The following is a 13,382-nucleotide window of genomic DNA, read 5'->3' on the forward strand; positions in this document are numbered from 1 at the left end:
CATATCTCCCCAAGGGGCCCACCCCACGGGATCCTCGGATGCCTTCCACTCCAAGGACATCGGCAGGCTGCTGCTGCAATGCCCGGACCGGATCGGTGTGGTCGCCGCCGTCAGCGCGTTCCTGGCCGATGCCGGTGCGAGCATCATCTCGCTGGCGCAGTATTCGACGGAACCGCAGGGTGGCTGGTTCATGCAGCGCACCGTCTTTCACCGGTCCGGACTCACCGCCGCGCGCGAAGACATGGAGAAGCAATTCGCTTCCATCGCCGAAGAATTCGACATCCAGTACCGATTCAGTGAGGCTGCCAAGCCCAAGAGGGTCGCGATCATGGTGTCACGTACAGATCACTGTCTACTGGACCTGCTGTGGCGCAACCGTCGCGGCGAGCTCGACATGTCGATCGTGATGGTGATCTCCAATCACGCCGACCTTGCCGAGCAGGTGCGCTCGTTTGGGCTGCCCTTCGTGCACATCCCGGCGACTCGCGAGAACCGCGCCGAAGCCGAACGCAAGCAGTTGGACTTGCTGCAGGGAAACGTCGACCTGGTGGTCCTGGCGCGATACATGCAGATCCTGTCGCCGGATTTTCTCAACGAGATCAGTTGCCCGCTGATCAACATCCACCATTCGTTCCTTCCCGCGTTCACCGGCGCCATGCCGTATCGACGTGCACGGGAACGCGGCGTGAAAATGATCGGTGCCACGGCGCATTACGTAACGGCGGAGCTGGACGAGGGACCGATCATCGAGCAGGACGTGATCCGGGTCGACCACACGCACACCGTCGAAGACCTGGTCCGACTCGGCTCCGACGTGGAACGCCTGGTGCTGTCGCGTGCGGTTGCCTGGCACTGCGAGGACCGGGTCATGCTGCATGGCAACGTCACCGCGATCTTGTAAGGCTGCGCGGCGCCCGAGTTCCTCGGCATCCACTGTCCTGTTGCCCGCGTCTATGCGACAACTAGGGCAGTGCAGAGCCGGTAACACGTTTTGTCGCATAGAGGCGGGCAGGGCCGATGTGGCACGGACCTAGCGGCTGGTCTGCGCGTCAACGGTTTCGGCCAGCGCCAGATCCTTGTCGGTGATACCACCTTCGGAATGCGTGGACAGCACGAACGTCACTGTGCGCCATCGGATATCGATATCCGGGTGGTGATCTGCAGCTTCCGCGTGCTCGGCAATGCGGCGCACCGCGTCGATTCCGTCGAGAAAGGCGTCGAACGTGACGACGCGGCGCAGCGAGTCGCCCTCGCGGGTCCACCCGGGAAGTTCGGCGAGCGCTGCGTTGATCTGGTCATCGGTGAGCAGGGCCATCAACTCAACGTATAGCGTCGACCACCATGGCGATAGTGGTCGCGGGCGCGGTGATCGATGGCGACAAGCTGCTCATTGCGCAGCGATCCAAACCTGCCGATTTGGCCGGGCAATGGGAGCTCCCGGGCGGCAAGGTCGCCGAGGGCGAATCGGAGCCGCAGGCGCTTGCCCGGGAGCTACGCGAGGAACTCGGGATCGATGTCGAGGTTGGCACCCGCATCGGCGAGGACGTCGTTGTCGGGAACCTCGTGCTGCGTGCCTATCGCGCACGCTCGCACGACGGCGGCATCCCTCATCCGCATGAGCATCTGGCCCTGCGTTGGGTCACCGCCGACGAACTCGACACCGTGGAATGGGTCGCCGCGGACGCGGGATGGATCCCCGCGCTGCGGGCGGCGCTAGTGGGCGCGCGCCCGGTGTAGCACCTTTTTGAGCTCCTTATCGGAGAGCCCGTGCTGCTCGGCTTTTTGCATCTTGTGCACCACAAGAGGGCACTTCATGCAGCGCGGTTTGCTCTTACAGCACTTCTTTTTGGGCTTGAGTCGTGCGACCTTGCTGGCCTTCACTGAGGGTCCTACTTCTGGGTCTAAATGTGTCTTGGGCTGTGTTTGCGTCTATGTCGGGCGTCACACGTGATAACGCCAGTTTCGTGAACAGGGGTCCTCACTGCCAGAATTGGCAGACGTGACCCACAGTTTCCGGAACGTAGCCATTGTTGCGCACGTCGACCACGGCAAGACAACCCTGGTCGACGCGATGCTCAAACAATCGGGTGCGCTCACGCACCGAGGTGATGACGCCGTCGAGCGCCTGATGGACTCCGGTGACCTGGAGAAGGAAAAGGGCATCACCATCCTGGCCAAGAACACCGCGGTGCACCGGCACCACGCGGATGGCTCCATGACGGTCATCAACGTCATCGACACCCCCGGCCACGCCGACTTCGGCGGCGAGGTGGAGCGCGGCCTGTCGATGGTCGACGGAGTGCTGCTGCTGGTGGACGCCTCCGAGGGGCCCCTCCCACAGACCCGGTTCGTGCTGCGCAAGGCCCTTTCCGCGCACCTGCCGGTGATCCTCGTCGTCAATAAGACCGACCGCCCCGATGCGCGCATCGCCGAGGTCGTCGAGGAGAGCCACGACCTGCTGCTCGATGTGGCCTCTGACCTCGACGAGGAAGCACAGGCGGCCGCCGAGAAGGCGCTCGATCTGCCCACGCTGTACGCATCGGGCCGCGCCGGTATCGCCAGCACCACCGAGCCCCCGAACGGCGAAAACCCGGACGGTGAGAACCTCGACCCGCTCTTCGACGTCCTGCTCGAGCACATCCCGCCGCCCAAGGGCGACCCCGAAGCACCGCTGCAGGCCCTGGTCACCAACCTGGATGCCTCGGCATTCCTGGGCCGGCTCGCGCTGATCCGCATCTACAACGGGCGGATCCGCAAGGGGCAGCAGATCGCGTGGATGCGCGAAGTGGATGGCCACCCCGTCATCACCAACGCGAAGATCACCGAGCTGCTCGCCACCGAAGGTGTTGACCGCAGCCCCACCGAAGAGGCGGTCGCCGGTGACATCGTCGCCGTCGCGGGCATGTCCGAGATCATGATCGGCGACACGCTCGCCGACCCCGATCACGCGCACGCACTGCCGCGCATCACCGTCGACGAGCCCGCCATCTCGGTGACCATCGGCACCAACAGCTCGCCGCTGGCGGGCAAGGTGTCCGGGCACAAGCTGACCGCACGCATGGTCAAGTCACGGCTGGACTCCGAACTCATCGGCAACGTGTCCATCAAGGTGGTCGACGTCGGCCGTCCGGACGCCTGGGAGGTGCAGGGCCGTGGGGAACTGGCGCTGGCCATCCTCGTCGAGCAGATGCGCCGTGAGGGCTTCGAACTGACCGTCGGCAAGCCACAGGTGGTCACCCGGCACATCGACGGCAAGCTGCATGAGCCGTTCGAGGCCATGACCATCGACTGTCCCGAGGAATTCGTGGGTGCCATCACCCAGCTGATGGCCGCCCGCAAGGGCCGTATGGAGGAGATGGCCAACCATGCCGCGGGATGGGTCCGCATGGACTTCATCGTGCCGTCGCGTGGCCTCATCGGATTCCGCACCGACTTCCTGACGCTGACCCGCGGCACCGGTATCGCGAACGCCGTCTTCGAGGGCTACCGCCCGTGGGCGGGCGAGATCCGCGCGCGGCACACCGGATCGCTCGTGTCCGACCGGACCGGCAGCATCACCCCGTTCGCGATGATCCAGCTCGCCGACCGCGGGCAGTTCTTCGTGGAGCCGGGTGAAGACACCTACGAGGGCCAGGTCGTCGGGATCAACCCGCGAGCCGAGGACCTTGACGTCAACGTCACCCGTGAGAAGAAGCTGACGAACATGCGCTCGTCGACCGCCGATGTCATGGAGACCCTGGCGCGGCCCATCGAGCTCGACCTCGAGCAGGCCATGGAGTTCTGTGCGGCCGACGAATGTGTCGAGGTGACCCCGGAAATCGTGCGCGTGCGCAAGGTTGACCTGGATGCCAACACCCGGGCGCGCAATCGCTCACGGGCGAAGGCGGCCGCCAACAACAGCTAGGTTTGGCCGATGGCTTGTCGTATCAGCGAGCTCGTGCTCGATTGTCGCGACCCGGAGGCGCTGGCACGGTTCTGGTGCGAGGTTCTGGACTTCGTCGTGCTGAGTCGTGAGGAGGACGGCTCGTTGGAGATCGGACCCCGCGAAGGGTTCGGCGGCCTGCAGCCGACGCTGTTCCTGAGTTTCAGTGCTGAGACGCGCTCCGGGAAATCGCGGCTGCATATCGACGTGAACCCCACCGACCGCGATCAGGACGCCGAGCTCGAACGCCTCCTGAAGCTCGGCGCCCGGCCGGCCGACATCGGTCAGACCGGCCAGGAGCAATGGCATGTCTTGGCCGACCCCGAGGGTAACGAGTTCTGCCTGCTCAAAGCTCGTCTCAAGGAGCTCTGAGACTTGCCGCCTCGCATCGTCGGCGGAATGGGAGCAGACTGCGTGGCGTGGCAGATTTCAACTCCATCAAGCGGCTGGTGGTTCGGGGCGCGCAGCGGTACCTCGTCAACCCGGTGGGGCGAAAGCTGCCGGTCGCGATGCTGGAAACCACCGGCCGCAAATCCGGACAGCCGCGTCATACCGCGATCGGCGGACGCCTCGTCGGTGACCAGTTCTGGTTGGTCTCCGAACATGGCGATCACTCCGACTATGTGCGCAACATCAAAGCCAACCCAGCGGTGCGGCTGCGTATCCGCGACCAATGGCGCACCGGCACCGCGTACCTGCTTCCCGAAGATGACGCTCGCGCGCGGCTGCGGCAGCTGCCGACGGCCAATAGCGCGGTGGTCCGTGCCGTGGGCACCGAACTGCTGACCATCCGGGTTGACCTCGACTGATTTTGGTAACGGCGGTTACCCTGGCTCCATGAACTCGTTTGAGGGATAACGGCTTTCGTGATCGCTCGGCGGGGCCTGTGGGTACTATTGCGATATGGAGCAGACCCAGCCCTCATCGCGCATCATCGAACAGAACGTCGCGGCGGCGCAGGAACTTCCGTTCGCCGACACCGCGGACCAGGACGACGCCGACAGGGGGTTCATCGCGGCACTGGAACCGGGCATCGTCACCGATGCTTCCGGAAAAACAGTGTGGCACAACGACTCCTACGGGTTCTTGCGTGACAGCTGCCCGGCGTCGGTGCATCCGAGCCTGTGGCGGCAGTGTGGCCTGAATATCAGGCAGGGGCTGTACCTCGTCACCGAGGGCATCTACCAAGTGCGGGGCCTGGACATCTCCAACATGACGCTCGTCGAGGGTGAGCGCGGAGTCATCGTGATCGACCCGCTGGTTTCCGCGGAGACCGCCGCTGCCGCGTTGGCGCTCTATCGAAGTCATCGTGGCGATCGGCCGGTGACCGGGCTGATCTACACCCACTCCCACGCCGACCATTTCGGGGGCGCTCTGGGCGTGGTGAGCGCGGAGGATGTCGCGGCGGGTCACTGCCCAGTCCTGGCGCCGGTGGGATTCCTGGAACATGCGGTAGCGGAGAACGTCTATGCGGGAACCGCGATGACGCGTCGGGCCGTGTACATGTACGGTGCCGTGCTGCCGAGAGGACCGCTGGGACAGGTGGGCTCCGGCCTTGGCCAAACCAATTCCATCGGCACCGTCACGCTGATTCCGCCGACTCTCGACATCACCCATACCGGGCAGGAAGAGACCGTTGACGGGGTGCGCATGGTCTTCCAGCTCACTCCGGGCACCGAGGCGCCCGCGGAGATGAATTTCCACTTCCCGCAGCGCCGCGCGCTCTGTATGGCCGAGAACGCCACACACACTCTGCACAATCTGCTGACCTTGCGCGGCGCATTGGTCCGTGATCCGCACGTGTGGGCGCGGTACATCACCGAGGCCATCAACCTGTACGCGCGCGCCTCCGACGTGGTGTTCGCCTCGCACCATTGGCCCACCTGGGGGACCGAACGTTTGGTGGAATACCTTGCCCTGCAGCGTGATTTGTATGCCTACCTGCACGATCAGACGCTGCGCCAGCTCAACCAGGGGCTGGTGGGCTCCGAGATCGCCGAATCGCTGCAGCTTCCCCCTGCTCTTGCCCACGCGTGGCACGCGCGCGGTTACTACGGCTCGGTCAGCCACAACGTCAAGGCGATCTACCAGCGCTACATGGGCTGGTTCGACGGCAATCCGGCGCACCTCTGGGAGCATCCGCCGGTCGCGAACGCGCAGCGGCACGTGGAGTTCATGGGTGGTGCCGAGGAAGTACTACGCAAGGCCCGCATCGCCTTTGAGGAGGGGGACTATCGGTGGGTGGCCCAGGTGATCAACTACGTGATCTTCGCCGACCCGGCCAACGAAGCGGCTAAGGCTTTGCAGGCCAGCTGTTTTCAACAGCTCGGTTACGGATCGGAGAACGCCACCTGGCGCAACTTTTATCTGATGGGCGCCTACGAACTGTCTCACGGCAACGTCGGGACTCCGATGGCCGTCGGCTCGCCCTCGGTGGTGGCGGCGCTGACGGTGGATCAGGTGTTCGACGCGCTCTCACTGCGCATCAACGGCCCCAAGGCCTGGGATGAGCACGTCGTCAGCGACTGGCGTTTCACCGATGAGGATCGCGTGCACCGCGTGGAGCTGCGCAACGGCGTGTTGGTGCACTATGACCGGCCCGCAGACATCAGTGCGGCCGACGTGACCTTCACGCTTACTCGGCCCATCCTCATCAAGGTTCTGCTGGACGGCACGGACCCGGCACAGCTTGTCGCTTCGGGAGAGATCACCGTGGAGGGCGACGTGACCGGATTCGCGCGGTTGGTCGCCGTGCTCGATCAGCCCGATCCCGACTTTGCGATCGTGACCCCCTGACCGGTTGCCGCGGGCACCGCACGGCACCCCACCGATAAGGTTGGTCCTCATGCCGATCGAGTCACCGCGCGTGCGACTGTGCGCAGTACTCGGTGTGGTGCTGCTCGCAGGCTGCTCCGTCAGCGCGCCTCCGGCCGTGCAGGGCAGCGAAACCACCAGCTCCACGACACCACCACCGCCCAAAAAAGAGCAGATCGTGGTGGGTATCGATTCGATCGGTGCCGGATTCAATCCGCACCTGCTGTCGGATCAGTCGCCGGTGAACTCCGCGATCAGCTCGCTGGTGCTGCCCAGTGCCTTCCGCCCGGTGCCCGACTCCACGACCACCACCGGCTCACGCTGGGAGCTGGACCCGACGCTGCTGGTATCCGCCGAGGAGACCAGCCAGGAACCCTTCACGGTCACCTACACAATCCGTCCCGAGGCGCAGTGGACCGATAACGCACCCATCGGCGCCGACGATTTCTCCTACCTGTGGCAGCAGATGCTCGTTCAACCCGGGACCGTCGACCCGGCGGGCTACGGAAACATCACCGACGTGCAGTCGCGTGACGGCGGCAAGCGTGTGGTCGTCACCTTCGACCACAAGTACCCGGCCTGGCGCGAGCTGTTCACCGATCTGCTGCCCGCGCACATCGTGAAGGACATTCCGGGCGGGTTCGCCTCCGGCCTGGTCAAGTCGATGCCCGCGTCCGGAGGACGCTTCCGGGTCGACGCGATCGACCCCCAGCGGGACGAGATCCTGCTTGCCCGCAACGACCGGTATTGGGCCAAGCCCGCGGTTCCCGACGAAATCCTGTTCCGTCGTGCAGGCGCCCCCACGGTGCTTGCCGATTCCATTCGCAACGGGGACACGCAGGTAGCCCAGGTACACGGCAGTGCGGTGACCTTCGCTCAGCTGTCCAACATCCCCGGCGTGCGCACCGCACGCATCGTCGCGCCGCGCACCTTGCAGCTGACCTTGCGGGCCGGACAGCCGACGCTCGCCGATGCCAAGGTGCGCCGCGGGCTGCTCGGACTGTTGGATGTCGGGCTACTGGCCGCGGTGGCCGCGGGCAACGACAACGCCGTCACTCTGGCGGCGGCACAGGTGCGTTCTCCCTCGGACCCCGGATACAAGCCCACCGCGCCTACCGCTCTCACCCGCGACGCGGCCCTCGCGTTGCTCAAAGAAGCCGGATACGAAGCCGTCGAGGTACCGCCGGCACCGGGTGCTCCGGCAGGCCCGCCACAGATCACCCGGGACGGCGAACCGCTGAGCCTGGTGATCGGCGCCGCCGCCAACGATCCGACATCGGTCGCCGTCGCCAACACCGCCGCCGACCAACTGCGCAACGCGGGAGTGCGGGCCAGTGTCCTGGCCCTCGATCCGCCCACGCTGTACGGCCAGGCGATTCCGGACGGCCGCGTCGACGCCATCGTCGGCTGGCACCAGTCGGGCGGAGACCTCGCCACTGTGCTGGCCTCCCGCTACGGCTGTCCGGCGCTGCAATCGAGCAAGCTGCCCGAGACTCGCACCACCACACCGCCCCCGCCACCGGCGAGCAATACGCCGTCGCCACCGTCGCGGGAAGAATCCGTTCGCGCCCCAAGCAATCTCACCGGGTTGTGTGATGAGGGACTGCAGGCCGGCATCGACGCCGCGCTCACCGGGCAGGCCGATGTGGGCAAGGTCGTCGATCAGGCCGAGCCTCAATTGTGGAAGATGGCAACGGTGCTGCCGATCATGCAGGACACCACCATCGCCGCCGCCGGGCCCAGCGTGCAGAACGTCGAGCTGACCGGTGCGGTTCCGGTGGGAATCGTCGCCACGGCAGGAGAGTGGAAGAAGACCCGCCCATGACCCGCCGCCTGATGCTCGTCCACGCCCATCCCGACGACGAATCCCTGACGACCGGCGGAACCATCGCGCGGTATGCCGCCGAAGGTGCGGACGTCAAGGTCGTCACCTGCACCCTCGGTGAGGAAGGCGAGGTGATCGGCGACCGCTGGGCACAGCTCGCCGTTGACCACGCCGATCAACTCGGCGGGTACCGGATCGCTGAATTGTCTACCGCGTTGAAACACCTGGGCATCGAGCAGCCCGTTTTCCTCGGCGGTGCGGGGCACTGGCGTGACTCCGGCATGGCCGACACCGGGCCGCTGCATCCGCGGGCATTCGCCGGCGCCGACATCGACGATGCCGTCGCGGAACTGACGCGGTTGATCGAGGAACACCGCCCACACGTCGTCATCACCTACGACCCCTTCGGGGGATATGGGCATCCCGACCACATCCAGGCACACACGGTGACCACCGCCGCGGTCGAGCAGGCCTCCTGGCAGGTGGCCAAGCTGTACTGGACCGTCATCGCTACCAATGCGCTAAGCGCGGGACTCGCCGCGATGAGGCAGCTGCCTCCGGGATGTGAGCCCGCCCCCCTCGACGTCATACCCACCTATGCCGACGAGCAGATCAGCGCCGCCATCGACGTCTCGGCCTATCGCGACGCCAAGGCGGCCGCATTGCGCGCGCATGCCACCCAGCTCACCGTCTCCGAGGACGGGACCTCGCTGGCGCTGTCGAACTTGATCGCGTTGCCCCTCGGGGACATCGAGCATTTTGTGCTGGTGCGTGGTGTGGCCGGTGTCGACACCGGATGGGAATCAGATCTGTTCGCCGGCATCGAGTTGTAAGCTCGATCCATGCCACCTGATCCGGACCTGGACCCCAACCAGCAGCATTGGCAAGACCGGCTGGACAACTTCCAATGGGTCGTCGGCTCACTCGTGGCCCAGCTCGACTCCGTCCCGATTTAGACGTCTGAACGTTTATCTGCGCGCGTTCGTTCTGACCGCGCTCATTGTCGACGGCATCATCAGCGCCATTTTCGGCGCTGCCCTGCTCAACACGCGCTTTGGCGGGGTTCTTGTTCCGCTGGGCCTGGTCATCAGCGCTGTCCTCAACGTGGTGCTGGTGTGGTGCGCGCTGCAATGGGCACCGTCGACGCGATGGTCGGGGGCACCGCTGTGGGCATTCGTGGCGACCACGACGCTGCTCTTGTTCGGCGGGCCCGGCGGTGACGTGGTTTTCACCGGGTTCGGGCCCGTGCTGCTGTTGGTGTTCGGCGTGCTGCCCGCGGCGTATGTCCTACGTAGGGCGAACGTCTAGCCCAAGTACTCCGACTCGAGGACCAAGTCCTTCACCAACGTCTGGTACTCGACGTGGGTCTCGTGCTCGATGGTCTGCCAGCGCTTGCCCTGCTGCTCCTTCATGTACGCGCGGTACTTGGGGGAGCCGGGGAAGCCAACGTTGTCGGCGACCACGATCGTCCCCGGATGCAGCCAGCCCCGTTCCATCAGCCGCTGCAGGTCGTCCAGGTAGACGTCCTTCCAGTGGTCGATGAACACGAAGTCCAGACAACCCTCGGTGAACCCGTAGTCCTTGGTCAGTGTGTCCAAGGTGGTGCCGTCGTCGGCCGTGCCGGTGAGGCAGGTGGTGCGGTCGGCCAGCCCGGCGTGTGCCCAGACTCGACGTGCCACCGAGGCGTTGGCCCCCGACTTCTCGATGGAGAAGAACTTGGCGCCGGGAGCCGCACGCGCGATCCGTAGCCCGCTGTACCCGCAGTACGCGCCCAGCTCCAGCGCGATCTTGGGATTGGCGCGTTTGACGGCTGCGTCGAGCAGCTGGCCCTTTTCGTCGCCGACATTCATCAGAATCGATTGGTCATACGCGAAGTTGTCGATGGCGTCGATCGCGGCGTCGACATCCCCGGCCGGGGCGGTGGCGATGACGTGCTCGGCGGTGGCCTCTTCGCGGCCGTCGCCCATCTGACCAGTGCGCATGACGTTCAGCCCGCCGAACACCGCACGCAGAAACGAATACCGCAGAAACGGAAGTTTCTGCTTGAGCGTTCTCGTAAGACTCACGAAGATCAGCCTAGCCATCCCGGGTGTTTTCGCAGCGTGGTCCCGTTGATGAACCCCCGAGTGGTGGGGCTTTTGGTACGGGCGGATGATCTGGGGGTGACCGACGGTTGTACAAACGTGCCCGACGACGTAACGCCGCTGCCGAATCCCGCCTTTCCCTCGCCGAAAGCGGCATCTTCTGTTCCGGATGCCGCTCGCGCAGGTGGCTCATCGCCCGCGCTGAGGCGGGTGCTGCGCCGCGCCCGCGACGGCGTGACGCTGAACGTCGATGAGGCCGCTCTCGCGCTGACCGCGCGGGGAGACGATCTTGTCGATCTGATGGCCAGTGCGTCGCGCGTGCGCGATGCCGGGCTGGAGTCGGCCGGGCGTCTCGGCGCGGCCGGGCGTCTGCCGGTCTCCTATTCACGCAAGGTGTTCATTCCGGTTACCCATCTGTGCCGCGACAAGTGCCACTACTGCACCTTCGTGACGGTTCCGGGCAAGCTGCGCGCGCAGGGCCAGGGTATGTACCTGGAGCCCGACGAGATCCTGGACATTGCCCGTCGCGGCGCTGAATTGGGTTGCAAAGAGGCCTTGTTCACGCTGGGCGATCGGCCCGAGGACCGTTGGCCGGAGGCCAAGCAGTGGCTCGATGAGCGTGGATACGACACCACGCTCGATTACGTGCGGGCCATGTCGATCCGGGTGCTGGAAGAGACGGGGCTGCTGCCGCACCTGAACCCGGGCGTGATGACGTGGTCCGAGCTGGCGCGGCTCAAGCCGGTGGCGCCGTCGATGGGGATGATGCTGGAAACCACGTCGCGGCGGCTGTTCGAGACGCGGGGCGAGGCGCACTACGGCAGCCCCGACAAGGACCCCTCGGTGCGGCTGCGGACGCTGACCGACGCCGGTCGGCTGTCCATCCCCTTCACCACCGGGCTGCTGGTGGGCATCGGGGAGAACCTGACCGAACGGGCCGAGACCATTCACGCGATCCGAAAGGTGCACAAAGAGTTCGGCCACGTGCAGGAAGTGCTTGTGCAGAACTTCCGGGCCAAGCCGGACACCGCGATGAAGTCGACTCCCGATGCCGATATCGACGACTTCCTGGCCACCATCGCCGTCACCAGGCTGGTGCTCGGCCCGAAGATGCGGGTGCAGTCGCCGCCAAACCTGGTGTCCCGCAGCGAATGCCTCGCGCTTATCGCGGCGGGTGTGGACGACTGGGGCGGTGTCTCGCCGCTCACGCCCGACCACGTCAACCCCGAACGCCCCTGGCCCGCGGTAGACGATCTCGCCGACGTGACCGCCGAGGCCGGATACGACCTGGTGCAGCGGCTCACCGCGCACCCGCAGTACGTGCAGGCCGGGGCGGCGTGGATCGACCCGCGGGTACGTGGACACGTGGAGGCCCTGGCCGACCCGGAAACCGGTTACGCCCTCGATATTTCGCCGACGGGATTGCCCTGGCAGGAGCCCGACGAGACCTGGGAGTCCACGGGCCGGGTAGACCTGCACGCGGCCATCGACTCGGAGGGCCGCAATACCGACACCCGTAGCGATCTGGCGAGCGCCTTCGGGGACTGGGAGTCCATCCGCGAACATGTTCGTGAGCTGAATGCGCGGGCGCCGGAAAAGGTGAGCGGCGACGTGTTGGCGGCGCTGCGCTCTGCCGAGAGAGATCCGGCCGGCTGCAGCGACGACGAGTACCTGGCGTTGGCGACCGCCGAGGGCCCAGCTATGGATGCTGTTGCCGCACTGGCTGATTCGATCCGTGCGGACGTGGTCGGCGACGATGTCACGTATGTGGTGAATAGGAACATCAACTTCACCAACATCTGCTACACCGGCTGCCGTTTCTGCGCCTTCGCGCAGCGCAAGGGCGATGCCGACGCCTTCTCGCTCTCGGCCGAGGAAGTGGGGGACCGCGCCTGGGAGGCGTATGTCGCCGGTGCCACCGAGGTCTGCATGCAGGGCGGTATCGACCCGGAGCTGCCGGTCACCGGGTACGCCGATCTGGTGCGCGCGGTCAAGAAGCGGGTGCCCAGCATGCATGTGCACGCCTTCAGCCCGATGGAGATCGTCAACGGTGCGTCCAAGGGCGGCCAGAGCGTTCGTGAGTGGTTGACCGAACTGCGCGCCGCAGGTCTGGACACCATTCCGGGTACCGCCGCCGAGATCCTCGACGACGAGGTTCGGTGGGTGCTGACCAAGGGCAAGCTGCCCGCGTCGGAATGGATCGATGTCATCAGTACCGCACACGAGGTGGGGCTGCGGTCCAGCTCCACCATGATGTACGGGCACGTGGATACCCCCAAACATTGGGTGGCGCATCTGCGTGTTCTCGCCGGAATTCAGGACCGTACAGGCGGATTCACCGAGTTCGTACCGCTGCCGTTTGTGCATCAGAGCGCACCGCTGTATCTGGCGGGTGCCGCGCGCCCCGGGCCCACCAACCGCGACAACCGGGCGGTGCACGCGCTGGCACGCATCATGCTGCATGGGCGTATCCACAACATCCAGACCAGCTGGGTCAAGCTCGGTATCGACGGCACGCGGGAGATGCTCGAAGGTGGCGCCAACGATCTGGGCGGCACCCTCATGGAGGAGACCATCTCCCGGATGGCCGGCTCCGAACACGGATCCGCCAAGACCATTGCCGAGCTGGAAGAAATCGCCGACGGCATCGGACGCCCCGCAGTGGAACGCACCACCACCTACGCACGGCGGCCGTCCGCGGCCTGAGCGCGAGTACGGATTTCGGCAGTGGGCCGCC

The 13,382-nt window shown here is 65.7% G+C and carries 12 protein-coding genes; 10 read left to right on the forward strand and 2 right to left on the reverse strand.

The window, feature by feature from the left end; genetic code table 11:
- Position 1: 1 nt before the first annotated feature.
- Complete coding sequence (gene purU, locus MSTE_RS06290; RefSeq protein WP_096505525.1) at positions 2-901, forward strand: formyltetrahydrofolate deformylase; 900 nt, start codon at positions 2-4, stop codon at positions 899-901.
- Positions 902-1,030: 129 nt separating this feature from the next.
- On the opposite strand, the gene MSTE_RS06295 is transcribed toward purU, so the two are convergent.
- Positions 1,031-1,315, reverse strand: a complete 285-nt coding sequence (locus tag MSTE_RS06295; protein ID WP_096499819.1) for a 4a-hydroxytetrahydrobiopterin dehydratase — start codon at positions 1,313-1,315, stop codon at positions 1,031-1,033.
- A 26-nt stretch (positions 1,316-1,341) separates the two neighbouring features.
- On the opposite strand from MSTE_RS06295, the gene MSTE_RS06300 reads away from it, so the two are divergent.
- The 8 genes from MSTE_RS06300 to MSTE_RS06340 all read left to right on the forward strand — a co-directional run bounded on the left by MSTE_RS06300 (position 1,342) and on the right by MSTE_RS06340 (position 9,869).
- Complete coding sequence (locus MSTE_RS06300; RefSeq protein ID WP_162291382.1) at positions 1,342-1,737, forward strand: (deoxy)nucleoside triphosphate pyrophosphohydrolase; 396 nt, start codon at positions 1,342-1,344, stop codon at positions 1,735-1,737.
- Positions 1,738-1,999: 262 nt separating this feature from the next.
- The gene (gene typA / locus MSTE_RS06310) at positions 2,000-3,904 is read left to right on the forward strand and encodes a translational GTPase TypA (protein ID WP_162291383.1); all 1,905 of its coding nucleotides are present in this window, start codon (positions 2,000-2,002) and stop codon (positions 3,902-3,904) included.
- Positions 3,905-3,913: 9 nt separating this feature from the next.
- Positions 3,914-4,294, forward strand: a complete 381-nt coding sequence (locus tag MSTE_RS06315) for a VOC family protein (RefSeq protein WP_096499826.1) — start codon at positions 3,914-3,916, stop codon at positions 4,292-4,294.
- A gap of 47 nt (positions 4,295-4,341) precedes the next feature.
- Entirely contained in the window at positions 4,342-4,731 is a 390-nt protein-coding gene (locus MSTE_RS06320) for a nitroreductase/quinone reductase family protein (protein WP_096499828.1), read from the forward strand.
- 94 nt (positions 4,732-4,825) lie between these two features.
- The gene (locus tag MSTE_RS06325; protein ID WP_096499830.1) at positions 4,826-6,718 is read left to right on the forward strand and encodes an alkyl/aryl-sulfatase; all 1,893 of its coding nucleotides are present in this window, start codon (positions 4,826-4,828) and stop codon (positions 6,716-6,718) included.
- 49 nt (positions 6,719-6,767) lie between these two features.
- Positions 6,768-8,561, forward strand: coding sequence for an ABC transporter family substrate-binding protein (locus MSTE_RS06330; RefSeq protein WP_096499832.1), 1,794 nt, complete (start codon positions 6,768-6,770; stop codon positions 8,559-8,561).
- A gap of 11 nt (positions 8,562-8,572) precedes the next feature.
- Positions 8,573-9,394 carry an N-acetyl-1-D-myo-inositol-2-amino-2-deoxy-alpha-D-glucopyranoside deacetylase gene (gene mshB / locus MSTE_RS06335; RefSeq protein ID WP_096505529.1) on the forward strand — a complete coding sequence of 274 codons (822 nt, stop codon included), beginning with the start codon at positions 8,573-8,575 and terminating at the stop codon, positions 9,392-9,394.
- Positions 9,395-9,533: 139 nt separating this feature from the next.
- Positions 9,534-9,869 carry a hypothetical protein gene (locus MSTE_RS06340; protein ID WP_096505531.1) on the forward strand — a complete coding sequence of 112 codons (336 nt, stop codon included), beginning with the start codon at positions 9,534-9,536 and terminating at the stop codon, positions 9,867-9,869.
- Here MSTE_RS06340 and MSTE_RS06345 read toward each other — a convergent pair.
- Complete coding sequence (locus MSTE_RS06345; protein WP_046255588.1) at positions 9,866-10,627, reverse strand: O-methyltransferase; 762 nt, start codon at positions 10,625-10,627, stop codon at positions 9,866-9,868. The two genes, MSTE_RS06340 and MSTE_RS06345, sit on opposite strands and share 4 nt — an antisense overlap.
- 117 nt (positions 10,628-10,744) lie before the next feature.
- Here MSTE_RS06345 and MSTE_RS06350 point away from each other — a divergent pair, with 117 nt between their 5' ends.
- Positions 10,745-13,351, forward strand: coding sequence for a bifunctional FO biosynthesis protein CofGH (locus MSTE_RS06350; RefSeq protein ID WP_193442056.1), 2,607 nt, complete (start codon positions 10,745-10,747; stop codon positions 13,349-13,351).
- Positions 13,352-13,382: the final 31 nt, after the last annotated feature.

The organism is [Mycobacterium] stephanolepidis (assembly GCF_002356335.1).
Lineage (GTDB): Bacteria > Actinomycetota > Actinomycetes > Mycobacteriales > Mycobacteriaceae > Mycobacterium > Mycobacterium stephanolepidis.